This is a genomic window from Micromonospora hortensis (assembly GCF_022230935.1).
GTDB classification, from domain to species: Bacteria; Actinomycetota; Actinomycetes; order Mycobacteriales; family Micromonosporaceae; genus Micromonospora; species Micromonospora hortensis.
Window position 1 is genome coordinate 110,780 of sequence record NZ_JAKKFE010000033.1, and the last position, 18,287, is coordinate 129,066.

Annotated in this window: 16 protein-coding genes and 3 pseudogenes; 9 read left to right on the forward strand and 10 right to left on the reverse strand. The window is 70.3% G+C overall.

Going from position 1 to position 18,287, the window contains the following annotated elements:
- Positions 1-41: 41 nt before the first annotated feature.
- Positions 42-638, forward strand: coding sequence for a peptidoglycan-binding domain-containing protein (locus tag NIE111_RS22720; protein ID WP_238686299.1), 597 nt, complete (start codon positions 42-44; stop codon positions 636-638).
- 401 nt (positions 639-1,039) lie between these two features.
- Here NIE111_RS22720 and NIE111_RS32325 read toward each other — a convergent pair.
- The 4 genes and pseudogenes from NIE111_RS32325 to NIE111_RS22730 form a co-directional block, all read right to left on the reverse strand.
- Positions 1,040-3,121 (reverse strand): annotated as a pseudogene (locus tag NIE111_RS32325) (DNA gyrase subunit A); the annotation flags it as partial.
- A gap of 393 nt (positions 3,122-3,514) precedes the next feature.
- Positions 3,515-4,396: pseudogene (locus NIE111_RS32330) on the reverse strand (LAGLIDADG family homing endonuclease); the annotation flags it as partial.
- 12 nt (positions 4,397-4,408) lie between these two features.
- A pseudogene (locus NIE111_RS32335) lies at positions 4,409-4,810 on the reverse strand (DNA gyrase subunit A); the annotation flags it as partial.
- A gap of 62 nt (positions 4,811-4,872) precedes the next feature.
- Complete coding sequence (locus NIE111_RS22730; protein ID WP_238686301.1) at positions 4,873-6,930, reverse strand: DNA gyrase/topoisomerase IV subunit B; 2,058 nt, start codon at positions 6,928-6,930, stop codon at positions 4,873-4,875.
- Positions 6,931-7,100: 170 nt separating this feature from the next.
- On the opposite strand from NIE111_RS22730, the gene NIE111_RS22735 reads away from it, so the two are divergent.
- From NIE111_RS22735 to NIE111_RS22745, 3 genes are all read left to right on the forward strand, one after another.
- A complete protein-coding gene (locus NIE111_RS22735) occupies positions 7,101-7,310 on the forward strand; it encodes a hypothetical protein (RefSeq protein ID WP_238686302.1) in 210 nt (69 codons plus the stop codon).
- A 184-nt stretch (positions 7,311-7,494) separates the two neighbouring features.
- Positions 7,495-8,751: an SGNH/GDSL hydrolase family protein gene (locus NIE111_RS22740; RefSeq protein WP_238686303.1), complete on the forward strand. Its 1,257-nt coding sequence runs from the start codon at positions 7,495-7,497 to the stop codon at positions 8,749-8,751.
- A gap of 142 nt (positions 8,752-8,893) precedes the next feature.
- The gene (locus NIE111_RS22745) at positions 8,894-9,757 is read left to right on the forward strand and encodes an alpha/beta hydrolase family protein (RefSeq protein WP_238686304.1); all 864 of its coding nucleotides are present in this window, start codon (positions 8,894-8,896) and stop codon (positions 9,755-9,757) included.
- A gap of 19 nt (positions 9,758-9,776) precedes the next feature.
- On the opposite strand, the gene NIE111_RS22750 is transcribed toward NIE111_RS22745, so the two are convergent.
- Positions 9,777-9,947: a hypothetical protein gene (locus tag NIE111_RS22750; protein ID WP_158629581.1), complete on the reverse strand. Its 171-nt coding sequence runs from the start codon at positions 9,945-9,947 to the stop codon at positions 9,777-9,779.
- A 197-nt stretch (positions 9,948-10,144) separates the two neighbouring features.
- Here NIE111_RS22750 and NIE111_RS22755 point away from each other — a divergent pair, with 197 nt between their 5' ends.
- Together NIE111_RS22755 and NIE111_RS22760 are read left to right on the forward strand one after the other, a co-directional pair.
- Complete coding sequence (locus tag NIE111_RS22755) at positions 10,145-10,774, forward strand: hypothetical protein (RefSeq protein WP_210784097.1); 630 nt, start codon at positions 10,145-10,147, stop codon at positions 10,772-10,774.
- A 196-nt stretch (positions 10,775-10,970) separates the two neighbouring features.
- The gene (locus NIE111_RS22760) at positions 10,971-11,342 is read left to right on the forward strand and encodes a hypothetical protein (protein WP_210784096.1); all 372 of its coding nucleotides are present in this window, start codon (positions 10,971-10,973) and stop codon (positions 11,340-11,342) included.
- A 36-nt stretch (positions 11,343-11,378) separates the two neighbouring features.
- Here the strand turns inward: NIE111_RS22760 and NIE111_RS22765 are convergent, their stop codons facing one another.
- On the reverse strand, positions 11,379-12,284 hold the full coding sequence (locus NIE111_RS22765) for a DUF72 domain-containing protein (protein WP_238686305.1): 906 nt from the start codon (positions 12,282-12,284) through the stop codon (positions 11,379-11,381).
- Between the two features lie 134 nt (positions 12,285-12,418).
- On the opposite strand from NIE111_RS22765, the gene NIE111_RS22770 reads away from it, so the two are divergent.
- Positions 12,419-12,922 (forward strand): DinB family protein, encoded by a 504-nt coding sequence (locus tag NIE111_RS22770; protein ID WP_238686306.1) that lies wholly within the window; start codon positions 12,419-12,421, stop codon positions 12,920-12,922.
- Positions 12,923-12,965: 43 nt separating this feature from the next.
- Here NIE111_RS22770 and NIE111_RS22775 read toward each other — a convergent pair whose 3' ends face one another.
- The 3 genes from NIE111_RS22775 to NIE111_RS22785 all read right to left on the reverse strand — a co-directional run bounded on the left by NIE111_RS22775 (position 12,966) and on the right by NIE111_RS22785 (position 16,017).
- Positions 12,966-15,023 carry an amylo-alpha-1,6-glucosidase gene (locus NIE111_RS22775; RefSeq protein WP_238686307.1) on the reverse strand — a complete coding sequence of 686 codons (2,058 nt, stop codon included), beginning with the start codon at positions 15,021-15,023 and terminating at the stop codon, positions 12,966-12,968.
- Positions 15,020-15,427 (reverse strand): SCP2 sterol-binding domain-containing protein, encoded by a 408-nt coding sequence (locus NIE111_RS22780; protein WP_238686308.1) that lies wholly within the window; start codon positions 15,425-15,427, stop codon positions 15,020-15,022. Before NIE111_RS22780 ends, NIE111_RS22775 begins: the two co-directional genes overlap by 4 nt.
- Positions 15,428-15,507: 80 nt before the next feature.
- Entirely contained in the window at positions 15,508-16,017 is a 510-nt protein-coding gene (locus NIE111_RS22785; protein WP_238686309.1) for a mycothiol transferase, read from the reverse strand.
- Positions 16,018-16,096: 79 nt separating this feature from the next.
- Here NIE111_RS22785 and NIE111_RS22790 point away from each other — a divergent pair, with 79 nt between their 5' ends.
- Entirely contained in the window at positions 16,097-16,612 is a 516-nt protein-coding gene (locus NIE111_RS22790) for a 2'-5' RNA ligase family protein (protein WP_238686310.1), read from the forward strand.
- A 209-nt stretch (positions 16,613-16,821) separates the two neighbouring features.
- The gene (locus tag NIE111_RS22795; RefSeq protein WP_238677098.1) at positions 16,822-17,007 is read left to right on the forward strand and encodes a hypothetical protein; all 186 of its coding nucleotides are present in this window, start codon (positions 16,822-16,824) and stop codon (positions 17,005-17,007) included.
- 15 nt (positions 17,008-17,022) lie between these two features.
- On the opposite strand, the gene corA is transcribed toward NIE111_RS22795, so the two are convergent.
- A complete protein-coding gene (gene corA, locus NIE111_RS22800) occupies positions 17,023-18,153 on the reverse strand; it encodes a magnesium/cobalt transporter CorA (protein WP_238686311.1) in 1,131 nt (376 codons plus the stop codon).
- Positions 18,154-18,287: the final 134 nt, after the last annotated feature.

Below are 18,287 nucleotides of genomic sequence, written 5' to 3' on the forward strand. Positions count from 1 at the left end.
CACCGCCGGCTGGCACGACGCCCCAGCACCGCCGCCCCCTCATGATCACCGACCAGAGGAGATACATGTCGTCGCTCCGCTCCACCCGCCGCATCCTCCGGAGAGTCGCCGCGCCCGCCATCGGCGCGGCATTGGCCATCGGCGTCAGCGTCACCATCGCCACGCCGGCCGCGGCCAGCGGCTCCTACACGGGCCGGGCCTTCGTCCATGGCGCCGGCGCGGTGTCTGACGACTTCGATGACGAAGGCGTCACCAACGTCACCACGCACCGCAACTCGAACGTCGCCTGTCTCTGGCAGACCATTCTCTGGGCGAACGGCTACCTGCCCTCGTCCGGAGTCGACGGCGTCTTCGGCGACCAGACCGATGCCGCGACGAGGAACTTCCAGCGCGACAAGGGCCTCTCCGCGGATGGCTCCGCAGGCCGGAACAGCTGGACGAAGGCCGGCGACAAGCTGGTGCAGCACGACAACCAGAACGGATGGCTGTACGTGGTGTACCACGGGGCGACGGGTTCCCGGAGCCCGTACGGCTCGCACCAATTCGTCCTGCAGCGTTCGCCCGACGGGAACTACCGCTTCTACCCGCCTCAGGGCAGCGGCCCCTACTGGGCCGCCTACAACTCCCGCACCTGCTGACCAACAGCTGGAAGGCGATGCAGCGCTACCCGGCCACCTGGCCCGGTCAGCCCTCTGCCTACCGGGGCACCATCGCGAGTGGCCCGACAGCCACGCGGTGACCAGCGACCTGCACGGTAGGTCCGGACGCGACGGGACCCTTGTCCGGACCTACCGTGCAGGGTGCTTCGCGGTGCACCCGGACCCGCACCGACAACAGAGGGCGCCAACGTGCCGCTCTGGCGGGCAGCCCCACTCCGCATGATCGTGCTCGATCCGGGATCGAGTGGCATCACCGCGTCGGTGAACCACTACCTCCAGGATCGAGCACGATCTTGGCGTCGGCCGCGCCGGCCGCGCGCCAGGAACACCGGACGCCCATAGGGCGCGGGCACCGGTGACGGCGCGACAGGCGGATGGGGTCAGTCCCGTTCGATCAGGTGGCCTACGACCGTTGGGCCGAGCATCACGGCGAAGCCGCTGCCGTCGCGGCGTGGGTCCGCCGCGGGCAACTCCACCGGGTCGCCGGTGGCGGTCGCACCGACCGGTCGCGGGCCCACCCAGGCGACGGCCACGTCCGTCTCACCCTTGAGGAAGCGGTGCGCGCGCACGCCGCCGGTCGCCCGGCCCTTTGCCGGGTACGCCTTGAACGGCGTCACCTTGACCGTCGCGCCGGTGGAGGTGACCACCATCGGCTCGCCGTGCCCAGGGTCGTCGGTGCGCACCGCGCCGAAGAACGCGACCCGTGCCCCGGCCGGCAGGTTGATGCCGGCCATACCGCCGCCCTTGAGGCCCTGCGGCCGGACCAACCCGGCGGGGAAGCGCAACAGTGACGCCTCCGAGGTGACGAAGGTCAGCGTCTCCGTGCCGTCGGTCAGCCAGGTCGCCCCGACCACCTCGTCACCGTCGCGCAGACCGATCACCTCGAACTCGTCGGAGCGCACCGGCCACTCCGGCGAGCAGATCTTCACAGCGCCCTGCCGGGTGCCCAACGCCAGCCCCGGTGAGCCCTCGGCCTGCCCGCCGAGCGGGGCCAGGCCGACGACGGTCTCCCCCGCCGCCAACGGCACCAGCTCGGCCGCGGACATACCGCCACGCAGTGACACGGTGCCCGCCTGCTCGGGCAGCACCGGCAGCGGCAGGACGTCGACCTTGAACGCCCGACCGGCGCTGGTCAACAGCAGCACCCGACCACGGGCGGTGGAGTGCGCGATGGCGCGTACCGTGTCGTGCTTGACCCGGCCGTTGCGTCGGCGCCCCTCGGAGCTCTCCTCCGACTCGGCAGCGGTCCGGGCGACCAGCCCGGTCGCGGAGAGGATCACCTGGCACGGGTCGTCGGCGACCTCCAGCGGGCCGGCCGGCGCGGACGCGGCCAGCACCTCCTTCAGGTCACCGTCGACAAGCGTCGTACGACGTTCGGTGCTGAACTGCTTGACCACGGCGGCCAGCTCGTCGGAGACCACCTTCCGGAGCACCCGCTCGTCGTCGAGGATCTTGCTCAGCTCGGCGATCTCGGAGCGCAGCCGCTCCTGCTCGGCCTCCAGCTCGATCCGGTCGAACTTGGTCAGCCGACGCAACGGAGTGTCCAGGATGTACGTGGCCTGGATGTCAGAGAGACCGAACCGGCTCATCAGCCCGTCCTTCGCGGCCTGCGCGTCGTCGCTGCCCCGGATCAGCCGGACCACCTCGTCGATGTCCAGCAGCGCGACCAGCAGACCGTCGACCAGGTGCAGCCGCTCCTGGCGCTTGCGCCGACGGTACGAGGTGCGCCGGGTGACCACCTCGTACCGGTGGGCCAGGAAGACCTCCAGCAGCGCCTTGAGGCCCAGCGTGCGTGGCTGCCCGTCGACCAGGACCAGGTTGTTGACGCCGAACGACTGCTCCAGCGGGGTCAGCCGGTAGAGGTCGGCGAGCAACGCCTGCGGGTTGACCCCGACCTTGCACTCGACGACGAGCCGGGTGCCGCTCTCCCGGTCGGTGAGGTCCTTGACGTCGGCGATGCCGGTCAGCCGCTTGGTCTTGGTGACCTCGTTGGTGATCGCGGCGATGACCTTCTCCGCGCCGACGCCGTAGGGCAGCTCGACCACTGTGATCGCCTGACGGCCCCGGCTGCCCTCGATCGGGCCGATCTCCACCTTGCCGCGCATCCGCACCACACCACGCCCGGTCTCGTACGCCCGCCGCACCTCGTCCAGGCCGAGCAGCACCCCACCGGTGGGCAGGTCGGGGCCGGGGACGAACTCCATGAGTTTGTCCAGGGTGGCGTCCGGGTGGTTGATCAGCCAGCGGGCCGCGGAGACGACCTCCGCCAGGTTGTGCGGGATCATGTTGGTGGCCATCCCGACCGCGATCCCGGACGCGCCGTTGACCAGCAGGTTGGGGAAGGCCGCCGGCAGCACTGTCGGCTGGGTCAGCGACCCGTCGTAGTTGGGCTCGACGTCGACGGTGTCCTCGCCCAGCTCACCGACGAGCAGCATGGCCTCGCGAGACATGCGGGCCTCGGTGTTGTGGTTGACGAAACCGCCAGCGAGGAAGGAGTGGTCCTCGGACTTGACCCGAACCGAGTAGACCTCCGCCGGCTCGCAGGGCGTCACCTCGGTGACGCGCTCGAACCGGTAGCCAGAGTCCATGATCGGGAGAATGGTCGCCAGAAGTTCCGGCTCTTTGATGCGATCGATGATCCGGAGGCGCTCGGTCTCCCATCGCTCGACGCGATCGAAGTTGTGCGTCGTCAGCCACTTGCGGCCGCTACCACGACGGTCGAAGTCCAAGGTGTCACGCACGTAACTGGCAACGAAGGGAACGTGGTCCTTGCTCAGCCGATGTGGGCGCAACGGCGCGTGTCGCAGAACCTTGTTCAGCTTTGCCTGTTTGGTGCGGAGGAAGCCCACCCGATTGGCGAATGCCTTGATGTTTCGCAGGCCGGAAATCACCAAGCGATGCTCGACCGAGCCGCTGGGGCGCGTGTAACGGCGCCAGCAGGCAACAACCCCGAATTCGGTGAGCAGCTCCTGGACCTCCCTGGTGAGCCGCTCGCTGTAACTCGTGTACTGGATGGTAAAGCTGTCCTTGGCGACCCGCACCCCGCCGTCCCCTTCGAAAAGGGACATGAGGAAGGCGCGCTTAACACCCCAGCCACCGTTCCAGACGAATTGCGGTACGAACTTGTCCCGGGCCTGGTGCCCGATGAATTCGGCCAGCGGACTTGCACGGAAAGCGTCCATACCGCCGGCATAAATCTGAACATCGATTTCCTGGACACGCTTCCGGTCGCGACGGGTCTGCCGTTCGCTGACGTACCGCCGACCACCAACCACTTGATCGTACGCATGCAGAACCTCACCGAAGAAGTGCTCGTCGGTGTTGTTGAACCCGGCCCTGGACTCACTCGCGAAGCCCTCGGACGCCCACGCGCCGCCGAGGACGCCCAGCGAGTATTCACGAGCGGTGGGTATGACCTGGGACCAAGCGTTCCGTGCCACACAGACGATCGAACCAACTGCAAGCTCGTCTAGCCGTCGCCATTGGAAGAGGGGAACGCCCGCGGGCGCCTCAAGACAGAGCACGAGGTGATTCTCGCTGCCCCGGAGCGAGAACCCGGCCTCCGTGCCGATCCGGACCGTCGGATGGACGCCGGAGTTGAACACCTTGTCGACCTGGACAGCTTTACCGTCTTTGTCGAGCACCTCGAAGTCAACATCGGCTTCGCTGTCTGCAGGGAGGCTTACCAGGTCAGCAATTCGAGGGCTAGTGCCGTCAACAAGTCGAATGCGGGTATCTCCGGTAACGCAGTATCTCGACGCGGCCGGGCCATCGTCGGGGGAGCCAAAGTTTCCATGCCCGTCGATGAGCGGGACGTTGAGGGAGAAGTCCTGGGCGAGCCGGACCATGGCGTCGTAGATCGCCGTGTCACCGTGCGGATGGTACTTTCCCATTGTATCCCCGACAATTCGGGCAGACTTCACGTGCCCGCGATCCGGGCGGTAGCCCTGCTCGTACATCGACCAGAGGATGCGCCGGTGCACGGGCTTGAGGCCGTCACGGGCGTCGGGCAGGGCGCGGGAGTGGATGACCGAGAACGCGTACTCCAGGTAGGAGTCGGAGACCTCGGTGACCAGCGGGTTGTCGAACACCCGCGCCCCGGCCTGGTCGAACGAGGAGAGGTCGACCTTGTTTTCCTTACGGCGTGCCATGACTCAGCTCTCCATCGGAACGGAACGGGCGCTGCATCGAAGATTCGCTCGCTGTCGCTCGCTCACGCGTCGATCGCATCCCGGTCGACGCGGTCGGCGGAGTCGATGAGCCAGTTGCGGCGCGGCTCGACCTTCTCGCCCATCAGCAGTTCGAGGATGCGTTCGGCGGCGTCGACGTCGTCGAGGGTGATCCGGCGGACGGCCCGGGTGGCCGGGTTCATCGTGGTGTCCCACAACTCGTCGGCGTCCATCTCACCGAGACCCTTGAACCGTGGGATGGGCGTGACGATCTGCTTGCCGGCCTTCTCCAGCTTGCGGACCGTCGTCTCCATCTCGGCCTGGGTGTAGGTGTAGACGGTCTGCGGGCTGCGCCCCTTGGTAGTGATCTTGTGCAGGGGCGGCATCGCGGCGTAGAGCCGACCAGCCTCGATCAGCGGCCGCATGTACCGGGCGAACAGGGTGATCAGCAGCGTACGGATGTGGGCGCCGTCCACGTCGGCGTCGGCCATGATCAGCACCCGGCCGTAGCGCAGCGCGGAGAGGTCGAAGGTGCGCCCCGAACCGGCGCCGAGGACCTGCACGATGGCCGCGCACTCGGCATTGTCCAGAACCTGCTGGAGGTTGGCCTTCTGCACATTGAGGATCTTGCCGCGGATCGGCAGCAGCGCCTGGTATTCCGAGGAACGGGCCATCCGGCTCGTACCCAGGGCGCTGTCACCCTCGACGATGAACAGCTCGCTGCGGTCGATGCCGGTGGCCCGGCAGTCGACGAGCTTCGGCGGCATGGACGCGCCCTCCAGGGCGGTCTTGCGCCGGGCGGCGTCCTTCTGCTGCTTCTGGGTGAGCCGCACCCGGGCGGCGTCGACGATCTTCTGCAGGACGGTGCGCGCCTCGGCCTTGGTGCGCCGGTCCTCCAGCCAGGCCTTGATGTGCGCGTCGACCAGGGACTGGAGAACCTTGGTGATGCCGGTGGTGGACAGCTCGTCCTTGGTCTGCGAGGTGAACTGCGGCTCGGGGATCCGCACGTGCACCACCGCCGTCATCCCCTCCAGGACGTCGTCCAGGGTGGGTGGCTCCTCCTTGGCCTTGAGCAGACCGCGGGTGTTGCGGATCGCGTCGGCGAGCGCGCGGACGAGGGCCCGCTCGAAACCCTTGCGGTGGGTGCCGCCGTGCGCGTTGCGGATGGTGTTGGTGAAGCATTCGACGGTGCGCTCGTAACCGGTGCCCCACCGGAACGCCACCTCGACCTCGGCGCGCCGCTGCACGTTGGACTGCATGACGCCGTTGGCGTCGGCGGCGTTCTCCCGGTAGGTGCCCTCGCCGTTGACCAGCAGGGTGCCGGAGACCGGCCGGTCGCCGGCCGGGGCGAGGAACTCCACCATGTCGCTGAGCCCGTTGGGGTAGTGGAACCGCTCCTCGGCGGGCGCCTCGCCGGTCAGGTCGCGCAGCAGGTAGGTCACGCCGGGGACCAGGAACGCGGTGTTGCGCAGCTTCATCCGGACGGCGTCGACGTCGAGCGCGGCGCCGGTCTCGAAGTAGCGGGCGTCGTGCCACCAGCGGATCGAGGTGCCGGTGCGTTGGCCGCGCTTCATGGCCCCGGTCACCTGGAGCCCGGGGCCGGCGGTGAAGGAGGCGTCCGGACCGTCGCCGTCGAAGATGCCCGGAACGCCGTGTCGGAACGACATCGCGTGGATCTTGCCGGCGCGGCGGACGGTCACGTCGAAGCGGCGGGACAGCGCGTTGACCGCGGATGCGCCGACGCCGTGCAGACCGCCGGAGGTCTTGTAACCGGAGCCGCCGAACTTGCCGCCGGCGTGCAGCCGGGTCAGCACCAGCTCGACGCCGGAGATGCCGGACTTGGCGTGCACGTCGGTGGGGATGCCCCGGCCGTCGTCGTCGACCTGCACCGAGCTGTCGGCGTGCAGGATCACCTCGACGTGGCTGGCGTGACCGGCGACACCCTCATCGGTGGAGTTGTCGAGGATCTCGTTGACGAGGTGACCCACGCCACGGCTGTCGGTGGAACCGATGTACATGCCGGGCCGCTTGCGGACAGCGTCCAGCCCCTCAAGGTGGGTGAGGTCATCGGCCCCGTACAGGGTGTCAGGCTCTGCGGTCAACTGGTCGTACTCCCCGGTCTCGGCGGTGTGCTGCCGGTCACCGGCGACATCAGCCGGCGTGGCGCGCCGCAGCGAGCCTAGCCCGAGGCTAGGACAACTACCGGAGGACCTACGCGACCCGCCGCGCGCGGCCCTCCGGACGTGAGCCAACGAACAGCCACTGGGTGATCATGGGACCACGCAGAGGCACCGCCACCGGAACGCTCCGTCCGGCGCAGCCGTGGCTCACCCCGTTCGGCAGCGTGCGCCACCCGGTCTCCGGCGGGACGAGCGCCGTGGCGTGGGTGCGGTGGCTGCGCGTACTCCTGATCCGGGGTGTCGGTCTGAACGCCGTGGGCGCGGCCCTGCTGCGCCGCCGCGACCGCCCGACCGGTCGCTGACTGCCCGCCGAGGGGCGGTCGACAACCCGGAGCACGGGTCCGATCTCGACGCGGTAGCCCGTCAGGCCTACGGGCGCATGTCTTTCGTCGAACGAATCTGTTACGGGCCATTGACGCCTGTCGCGCCGGGGTGATCTGATCGCGCTCTCAGAGAATCTTTCATCTTTCGATGGTTGGGGGCCCCATGCCCAGGTTCCGGCGTACCGCGCTCGCCGCGGGACTAACGATCGCCATGGCCGCGTTGTCGACCGCCGTCGCGCTGCCCGCACCCGCGTCCGCCGCGTTGCCCACCGCCGCGGTGGCACTCGGGGACAGCTTCATCAGTGGCGAGGGCGCCGGGGCGTACACCCCGGTCGTCGACGTCAACGGAGTCAGCCAGGGCTTCCCCGGTTGGACCGCGGCGAACAACAACGCGTTCTTCTGCCACCGCTCGGCGAACGCCTCGCTCAACCAGGCCAACCTGCCGGGCATCCAGAACCGGTTCAACCTGGCCTGCTCCGGTGGTCAGCCACACGACATCGCCAACGCCTCCCAGGCGCGCACGAACGGTCGTACCGTCGCCTCGCAGCTCAGCCAACTGCGCGCCGTCGCGCAGACCCAGGACATCGACCTGGTGCTGATCGGCCTCGGCTCCAACAACAGCTCGTTCACCTTCGGCAGCGTCGCGGAGAAGTGCGCCAACCGGTTCATCGCCGACGCCTGGACCGGTTGGTGGGAGTTCTGGGCGTACCTGAACGGGCCGGTGGAGCAGAAGCCCTGCAGCGACGCCGACCTGGCCACCGCCGCGCAGCTCAGCGCCGCGACCGCGGAGACCACCGCGGCCGTACGCCAGATCCTGACCACCCTCGACCAGGTGGACGCGGACGGGCAGCACCGGGTGGTGTTCCAGGACTACACGAACCCGCTGCCGCTGGACCTGAACCAGCAGTTCCACGAGGAGGACAGCCGGGACGACACCCGGGACAAGTTCCGTGACCTGGGTGCCGAGCGGTACGCGGCGGGTTGCCCGATCCACCGGGCCAGCCTGGCGCCGGGGCATCGCTTCTCCCAGGGCCTGGGCAGCATCGTGAAGTCCACCCGGGACACTCTGGCCGCCGAGTTCCCCGCCGACGACCTGGTGTACCTGAGCGTGCAGCAGGCCTTCAACGGTGCCCGGCTCTGCGAGCAGACCAGCAGCCCGAGCGGCGCGCTGGCCACTCCGATCCGGCTGCAGGACGGCGCGAGCGGCACCTTCGTCACCAGCCTGGCCGGCAAGGACAAGATCGCCATCCAGCGCATCGCCAACACCTGCGTCACCTACTTCCAGACCTGCCAGGAGTCGTGGCACCCGAACGCCACCGGGCACCAGGTGCTCGGCCAGTGCCTGAGCGGCGCGGCCTCCACCAGCGCCCGTGCGGTGGCCTGCGTGCGGGCCAGCAACGGGGCGATCTCGGTCTCCTGACCGCAGCGTCCATCGGAGGGCTCCGCCGTGCGGCGGGGCCCTCCGTCGCGTCCGTCGAGCGTGCGGCACGTCCGCCCACCGCTGTCGTCGACCCCACGGCCTACTGCTACCCGCCGGTAACGTCAGGCCGTAGGCTGGGCCGATGAACGGGGACCCGGAGTACGCGCAGGAGTTCGTCGACGTCGACGGTGGCCGGTTGGGTGTGCAGGTCTATCCGGAGCCGGCCGGGGTGCCGGGCGCGCCGGTGGTGGTGATCTGGCCCGCGATGGGGGTCCGGGCCCGGTACTACCGGCCCTTCGCCGCCGCGCTGCGCGCCGCCGGACTGGCAGTGGTCGTGGCCGACCTGCGCGGCACCGGGGCGAGCACGCCCGCGCCGAGTCGGGCGGACCGGCACGGTTACGCCGACCTTGCCAGCGACGTCGGCGCCGTCCTGGCCGCCCTCAAACCACGTCTGGACGGACGCACCCGGCTGCTCCTCGGGCACTCGCTCGGCGGGCAGGCCGCGCTGCTGCACCTCGCCCTGCACGGCAGCGACGAGGTGGACGGGTTGGCGCTGGTCGCGGTCGGCATCCCGTACTGGCGGAGCTACCCGGGCCGTCGCGGCCTCGGCGTACTGCCCTACACCCAGGGGATCGCCGCCACGGCGGCGCTGCTCGGGGTCTGGCCGGGCTGGGGCTTCGGCGGTCGGCAGGCACGCGGCGTGATCCGCGACTGGGCCCACACCGCGCGGACCGGTCGGTTCCCCCGGCTCGACGGTACGGACACCGAGGCCGCCGTTCGCGCGATGCGGACCCCGGTGCTGGCCGTCAGCGTGGACGACGACCAGTTCACCCCGCACGAGACAATGGACCACCTCTGCGCGAAGCTCGCCGACGCGCCGGTGACCAGGGAGCGGTACACAGTGGCGCAGGCCGGTACGACGTTGGACCACTTCACCTGGGTCCGTTCCAGCGTCCCGCTGGCGCGGCGGATCGCCGGTTTCGTCGGCGACCTGCCGCCCCGCTGAGCCGTACCGGCCGGTCGGCTCACTCGTCCTGGTCCAGCGGCACCAGTTCACCGTCGCGTTCCACCTGGATCTCGGCGTGCTCCTTGCGGGGTGCGACCTCTGCGGTGTTGCGGTGTGGGTCGTTGTCGGGGTGCATGAGCACCGCGTCGGTTTTGGGGGTCTTCTCCCGGCTCTCGTCCGGCTGCGACATCGCGTTCCCCTCTCGTCGGCGTCGCTCGGGATCTACCCGCCACCGGGCGAACGACTCCTGCTCGGGGCAGGTCGACCCGTCGACGCCACGGATGTCCGGTAGCGGCCCTCCACCACGCGGAGCGGCCCACCCGGGGCGGGGTTAGCCGCCCGACCGGCGGGTAAGCCGCACCGCCCGACACGGCGGAAGGGGATCACATGTCCGAACGGCATACCGCACTGCGCTCGATGCACGATCTGGGCCTGGCGGCCTGGTTCGGGGGCTCCCTCATGGGTGCCTTCGGCGTCAACGGCGCAGCTGCGAAAATCAGCGACTCGACCCAGCGGCTCCCGGTCGCCTCGGCCGGATGGTCCAAGTGGACACCGGTCAACGCGGCCGCGATCGGCGCCCACCTGGCCGGCGCCGTCGGCGAGCTGGTGACCGAGAGCCCACGGGTGGCGGCCCAGTCCGGCGTGGGCCGGGCCAGCGCCATCAAGACCGCGTTGACGATCGGCGCGCTGGCGGTCACCGGCTACAGCCGGTTGATCGGCATGCGGTTGGAGAAGGCGGGCGGTCCGTCGGTGAGCGGCGCCACCGAGCCGAATCACCAGACCCCGGCCAGCGTGGCCTCGTCGCAGCGGCAGATGAAGCTGCTCCAGTGGGCCATTCCGGCGCTGACCGGGACCCTGGTCGTGGTCACCGCGTACATGGGTGAGCAGCAGAAGCCCGGCCAGGTGTTCCGCGGGATGCTCGGTCGCGCCGGTGGGATGAAGGGCGCCTCGAAGGGCATGATCAAAATGGCGGGAATGAGCAACGGCAAGCGGCCGATGGCGATGGCCGGACGCTGAACGTCGGGCCGGCCGGCGTCCCGCCGCCACTTCGACGGCGGGGCGCTGGCCGGCCTGCGGCGCGCACCGGAACGATGACGGGTCACGCGCGCGGCGGCGCGCCGGCGACAGGTCGTGCGCCGCGCCCGGGCCGGCGGTCCCGGCCCGAGGACGGCACATCGTCCGCCGTAGCGGCGGACCGACGAGCGGGGTGGCCATGACGGCGCACAAGGGACGCAGCGGTGACAACGACCGGCTTCAGCCGGAGGCGACCAAGCCATGGGGCACCGGCGACGGCTTCGACGCCGACGCGCCCTGGGGCACTGACGACGACTCACCGATGGACGAGGGCAGCGAGGAGACCGCGGTGCCCGAGGGACGGCGCGGGGAGCGACGCGCGGGTGCTCCGGCGGGTCGGTCGGACCCGGCGGGACGACACGGTTTCGGCTCGGTCGAGCCGACCCGTACCACGATGGCCGGACCGGGCGCCCCACCCGATCCCGCCCCCAGCGGCCGAAGCTTTCCCGACGACGCGGACATCGGCGAGTCGACCCAGGACGCCCTGCGCAGCCGGGGACGGCGGTCCTGAGCGGACCGGCGTCAGGCCGGGCGACCGGTACGGCGATCAGCCGGTCGCCGGGACGGCCTGCTCGACGAGCATCGTCTCGGCGAGCAGTTGTGCCAGCCGGGTGGCGTCGCGCTGGGCCTGCCCGGCGCAACAGTTGTTGAACAGCACGTGCAGCTCGTCGGGGAGATCAGCGAACTCGGCCAGCCGTCCGGCCCAGTGCCGCAGCTCGTCCTCGGCGTACGCGTACCGGAACTTTTCCTGCTTGTCGCCCTCGCCCCAGGCATCGCTGTGACCGTGGAACCTGACGATCGCCGGCTCCGCCGTCATGGTCAGGATCGGCGGCACCGACGACGGGTGCCCCTGTGGCATGTCGACGCAGACCACTGACAGGTCGTGGGCACGTAGCAGGTCCAGAGTGTCCCCCGCGGCGTCGTCGTCCAACCAGGAGCCGTGCCGCAGCTCCACACCGACGCGCCACGGGCGGCAGCGCTGCGCCAGCTCGATGATCCGGCGTTCGGCTGCGGGGCTGCGCACCAGCCACGGCGGGAACTGCAACATCACCACACCGAGCTTGCCGGCCGCCGCGATCGGGTCGAGGGCCGCGCGGAACCGGGCCCACAGCTCGTCGTACGTCGGCTCCGGCAGGTCTCGGCGACGGATCCGGCTCGGGCCGCTGGCCGGTCGCAGGTCCCGGGGCAGTACGGCGACCGGTGTCGGGTGACCGGTGAAGAGGCTGAACGCCTTGACGTCGAAGGTGAAGTCGTCAGGTGTGGCGTCCACCCAGCCCTGGGTCGTCTCCGGCACCGGGATGGCGTAGTAGGACGTGTCCACCTCGACCATCGGGAACTGGCTGGCGTAGAAGCCCAGTCGACGGGCCGGCGTGCTGGCCGAGCGTGGGTACCACCCGGAGCGCAGCAGGGACTGGTCCGCCCAGGACGACGTGCCCACCTTAATCACACCCATGTCATTCAGTGGACCGCCACCGGCGCGGATCGGCAACCGCTGGCGGTTCTTCCGTCGATGAGGTGTCGTGCCCGGAAAGTGTCGGTGCATCGCCCTACGGTGGCACCGGGTGGACATCAACGAAGGGTGGCGGCATGACCAGCACTGAGCAGCTCACCGGTGAGCGCGCCGACCTCCTGCAGGCACTCCGCAGGCACCGCGGTTTTCTCCTGCAGACGGTCGACGGGCTCACCGACGAGCAGGCGGCGAGCCTGCCCACCGTCAGCGGGCTCTGCCTCGGGGGCCTCGTCAAGCACGTGTCCGGCGTCGAGCACCGGTGGATGCTCTTCGCCGTCGGTGGCGCGGAGGCGATGGGCCGCGAGGAGATCGACTGGGTCGGTCAGTTCCAGATGTTGCCGGGCGAGACCCTCGCGGGGCTGGTCGCGCGCTTCCAGGAGGTGGCCGCCCAGACCGACGAGTTGACCGCCACCCTCGACCTGGACGCGGCACACCCGCTGCCGCAGGCGCCGTGGTTCGAGGCGGGAGCGAGTTGGACGGTCCGCCGGGTGCTGCTGCACCTGATCGCCGAGACGGCCCAGCACGCCGGGCACGCCGACATCCTGCGGGAGTCGATCGACGGCGCCAAGACCATGGGCTGACTCCGACGCCGACCGTCGCCGCGCCGAGGGGTGCCGCACCCCCTCAGCGCAGGCGGTGCCGGCGTTCGGTGGTCCGATCTCTCGCGTAGGCGTCGGAGTGACCCCAACGGCCCGGGATGTCCAGCAGCTCCAGCCGACCGAAACCCTCCGGCACCGCCGGGTTCACCAACAGGTTGTCGCCGGTGGGTCGCAGCCCCAGCATGGTGCCGAGCAGCATCAGCAACGCTCCCGACGCCCACGCCTGCGGGCGGCAGCTCGTCGTCAACTGCACGGGGTAGGTCGTCAGGTCGCGCGCGTAACCGGCGATCACTCCCGGCGCCGCGCCGCCCAGCGTCTGCGCCATGTCGAAGATGCCGTCCGCGATCCGGGCCGCCTGCGCGTCGAGGCGGTAGCGGCGCAACCCGGCGGCGATCAACGCGTTGTCCGACGGCCACACCGCGCCCAGGTGCGTGCCCACCGGGTTGTACGTGCGCTGCCCCGCTGCGAACGTGCGTACTCCCCACCCACTGAACAGCCGCGGCCCGACCAGGTGCTCGGCGACCGCCTCCGCACGGTCGTCCGCGACGATCCCACTCCAGAGCAGATGCCCGATGTTGGAGGCCAGCGCATCGACCGGTTCGCCGTACGGGTCGAGCGCCAACGCGTAGTACTCCCGGTGTGGCAGCCAGAAGTCCCGGTTGAAGCGCTCCTTCAGCGCTGCCGCCTCCCGTTCCAACCGGTCGGCGTACGCGGGGTCGCCCCAGAACTCCCGGGCCAGCCGGGCGCCACGCCGCTTCGCGTCGTACGCGTAGCCCTGCAACTCGCAGGTGGCGCGGGGGAAGGCGGGTTGCCGACCCTGGGCGTCGACGATGGCGTCCGGGGAGTCCTTCCAGCACTGGTTGATCGTGCCGTCGCGCTCGTTGCGACTCTGGTAGCGCAGGTAGCCGTCCCCGGTCAGGTCGCCGTACTCGTCGATCCAGTCCAGAGCCATCCGGGCCGGGTGGCGCAGCTCGCGGACCAGGTCGGCGTCACCGGACCAGCGCTCGTACTCGTCGAGCAGCACGACGAAGAGCGGTGTGGTGTCCGCCGCGCCGTAGTAGAGCGCGCTCGCCCGGTCGCTGAACGCCCCCGTCTCGCCGTAGCGGAGCTGAGCCAGGATCTTGCCGGGCTCCTCGTCCAGCGCGTCGTCGAGTTGGCCGCCCTGCATGAGCGCCAGCATCCGTAGCGTCGCGGGAGCCAGTTCGGGGGTGAAGGCCATCGTCTGGAGGCAGGTGATGATCGCGTCCCGCCCACACAACCCCATCGCCCACGGCAGACCACCGATCGGCACCCGCTCGCGGTACGACAGCGGCCTGTAGCGCAGCGCCGCCAGGTCCGCGAGACTGCCCTGGTAGAGCTCCTCCAGGCCCTTGCGTTCGGCCACCAGCTGCGGTGCCCGGTCCAGCCACTGCGCCAGGTCCTCGCGCATCCCCGTCCGCACGGTCTGCTGGTGCGACTGGAGGTCGGCGCGGAGATCCCGGCCGTCCTCGCCGCCCATCGTCACGCTGACGTGCAGGTCGGTCTCCCACTTGCCGTCGGGTGCGACCCGGATCCGGAACGTCATCCCCCGCTCGTCCACCTCGGCGGGGACGGTGGTGCGCACTGTGGTCTCGCGCACGAACCGGTCCCGCTGGTAGCGCAGCACGAGCCGCTGCCTCGCCGGGTCGGCGCTGACCTCGACGGCCCGCCGCCGGAGCTGCCCGACCTCGATGATGTCGGTGAAGTCGCTGGCCATCTCCACCCGGACGGTGAACTCGGCGGGCTCCGACGAGTGGTTGAGCACTGTGATGTTCTCGTGGAGGCAGTCGTGCACCGAGCGGTGCCTGATGATCGACACGTCGGCGTCGACGTAGTGACTCGCCGCACCGGGGACCAGGAAGAACCGGGTTTCGAAGTAGGTGAGGTCGTCGCGGGAGAGCGCGTTGATCCGTTCGCCGTCGATCCTAAGCACCCAGTGCGACAGAAACCGGGTGTCGTAGGCGAAGAGCCCGAGCGGAACCTGCGGATCGGCCTCGATGTCGCCCTGGGCGTCGCTGATCGCGAACAGGTTGCCGGCGATGACGTGCACCTGTTCCTGCTTCACGACCGCTCGTTCCGAGCTGTCGTCGCGGCCCGGCCAACCAACGCGGCACGGCCCAGCTCGTGCGGATGACGGGCGCCGTACGGTCCGGAGAAGATCCGCCGCAGCAGCATCAGCAGTTGCATGTTGCCCTGCACCGTCAGCTCGTTGCGCAACAGGCCCGCGCCCGGGTGCAGCTCACCACGGGCCATCCGGTCGAAGACCGCCCGGTCAGCTCGCACCACCAGCTCGGCGTCGTCGGCCGAGCGGGTCACCCGGACTCGTTGGTCGGCGATGGTCAGGTGCCAGTGATCGGTGCTGCCGTCGTCGCGGACGTCCAGCCGCAGCGTCCCGGCTGTGGTCTCCGGCAGGTCGGGCCGCCGACCGGTGTCCAGCTGTCTCAGGTACTGCTCGGCCGTCGCGCCCATCGGGTCCCCTCCCCACGGTTTCCCGCAGGATCACCCGCGTCGGGGTGAGCCCGGCTCACCTGAAGAGGGTGAGGGGCGCGTCAGTCGGCCTCGATCAGGCCGCGTACGTAGGCGGCCTGGCCCACGTGTTGCAGGTCGTCGTCGACGATGCTGACCAACCGGACGCCGAGGGTGACCGGCGGGTCCCACGCCTCGTCGACCACGCGGTCCAGGTCCGCCGGGCCCAGACCGGCCAGGAAGCTTCCGGTACGCGCCGCGACCGCCTGGTAGTAGTCGATCAACGCCTGCGCGCTCTCCGGCCGCACGGCGGCGACCTGAGCGGGCGAGTGCCCGTAGCCGGTGTTGTCGGGGTCGGCGGCGAGCCCGAACCGACCCGCCCAGTCGCCGCTCACCCAGATCTGCTCGGCGTCGAGCAGGTCGGCGACGTGGTGGTCCTGCACCCGGGTGAGGTGCCAGACCAGCCAGCCGACCGAGTTGACGCCCGGCCCGGGCTGGTGGCGCAGTTGCTCGGGGCTGAGGCCGTCGACGGCCGCGCGGACGAGGTCGGGCAGCCTGTCGTACGCCTCGGTCAGCAGCTCACTCACGTCCACGGGTACGCCTTTCTGGTCGCTTTCGGCAACAGGTACCGCCGGACCGGGGCGGGCAAACCTCGGCCGCTACGGTGATCGAATGGTCGCCGCGGTGGAGTTGCACCTGGACCCCGACGCCACCCGCCGGATCCGGGTTCTCTGGGACGCGCTGGAGGCCGAGGGGGTGCAGAGCATGCGCTCGCTGCTGGAGCAGCGCCACCGTCCGCACGTCTCGCTCATGGTGGCGCCCCGTTTCGACCCGGAGCAGGTCGCCGAGGCGCTACAGGGGACGGTGGTGGCCGCCCCGCTGCGGCTCGACTTCCAGCACGCCGGTCAGTTCGTCGGTCGGGTGCTCTGGCTCGGCCCGGTGCCCACCCCGGAGTTGCTGGCGCACCACCGGCTGGTGCACGACCGGCTCGCCGGCGCCGGCATCGCCCTCGCCGCGCACTACCAGCCGGGGCGGTGGGTGCCGCACTGCACGCTGTCCATGCGCGTGCCGAACACGCTGATGGCCGCCGCGGTGCGCCGCTGTCTGGAGGTGTTGCCGCTGGCCGCGACAGTGGTCGGCGCGGCGCTCACCGACCACGCGCGTGGCATCGCCCACCCGCTGCCTTGACCACGCCTCGACCGTCAAGGCGTAATGTCCGGTTTGGCGGGCGACAGTCGGAAACCCGAAAACAAGCGGTGCGGATGCGGCCGGGCGTGGGAAGGTTCGAGTGGCTGTCGTACCGGTGGTGGGCTGCTCACAGGCGGTCCGCCCGGCCGGTGTGGCGCGAGGTCACCCCGCGCCACCCACGGCGGCTTCGACGAGGAGAGGCAGGGCCCATGCAGGCTCAGCGCAGGCCACCGCGCACGGAGCGGAGCCAGACCCGGGACGACCGGACCGGCGGCGGAATGACCGGGGCGGCCACACCACTGACGATCTGGGCGGCCGCCGTACTGCTCGGCCGGATCAGTGCCGGCGACGACGACGTCGAGGACGAACGGCACATCCTGCGCGGCATCGAGTGATCCCGGCCGCACGGCTCAGAGCCAGCCGCGCCGCTTGAAGATCACGTAGAGGGTGCCGCAGACCAGCAGCATCAACAGCAGCGCGAAGAGGTAGCCGAAGCGCCAGTTCAGCTCCGGCATGTGGACGAAGTTCATGCCGTACACGGTGCCGATGAGCGTGGGAGCGAAGAGGATCGCCGCCCAGGAGGAGACCTTCTTCAGCTCCTCGTTCTGGCTGTAGCTGGCCGCGGTGAGGCTGCGCATCTCCTCGTTCTGCTGCTGCGAGACGAGAGTGGCGTTGACGGTGAGGATGTTCTGCAGCAGGTGCCGGAAACCGTCCACCCGCTCGACCACCTGGGTCAGGTGGTCGGTCACGTCGCGCAGGTAGCGGCGTAGCTCCTCGTCGGCGCTGGCGCTGCCGGCGCCGTCGGCCAGCGCGTCGAGCACGCTGAGCAGCGGGCGGGCGGCCCGCTGGAACTGGATGACCTCGCGGCTGAGCCCGTAGATGCGGCGGCTGGCGTTCGGGTCGCCACCGAACACCTGCGTCTCGATCTCGTCGATGTCGTTCTCCAGTCCGGCCACCACCGGCGCGTACCCGTCGACGACCTGGTCGAGGATCGCGTACAGGACGGCCTCCGGCCCCCGGGCGAGCATCTGCGCCTCGGTCTCCAGCCGCCGCCGCACCGCGGCCAGGTCGGGCGCCTCACCGTGTCGGACGGTGACCACGAAGCCCGGGCCGATGAACAGGTGCAGTTCGGAGAACTCGACCTCCTCGCGGAGGTCGTCGTAGCGGGCGGCGCGCAGGACCACGAACAGGGTGTGCCCGTACCGCTCCAGCTTGGGCCGCTGGTGGGCGTTGATCGCGTCCTCGACCGCCAGGTCGTGCAGCCGAAACTCCCGGGCCAGCGAGGTGATCTGCTCGATGTCGGGCCGGTACAACCCGATCCAGGCCATCGCGCCGTCCTGCTCCTGGAGGCAGCGGTACGTCTCGGCGAGGCCGGACGGCGAGGCGAACCGGTGCCCTCGGATGTAGACCGCGCTGTCCACCAGGCCGCCGTGGGACGCGGCGGGTGACTCCGTGGACGGCGGCACACCGACTCTCGTCTCGTACTCGTCGAGTTGGCGGCCGAAGCCACCACCCGGGCGGAAGCGACGGCCGCCGACCATGCCCTGTCCCCTCCCCCGGTGCCGTCCCCACCAGCCCGGGGCGCTGCTTCCCCGCTGTCCCGGGCCCTGAAACCCGCCGCGTCGTCGGCTGGGTTCCGCGCACCGGCAGACGAGGGCGGCCCGTCGGGCGGATA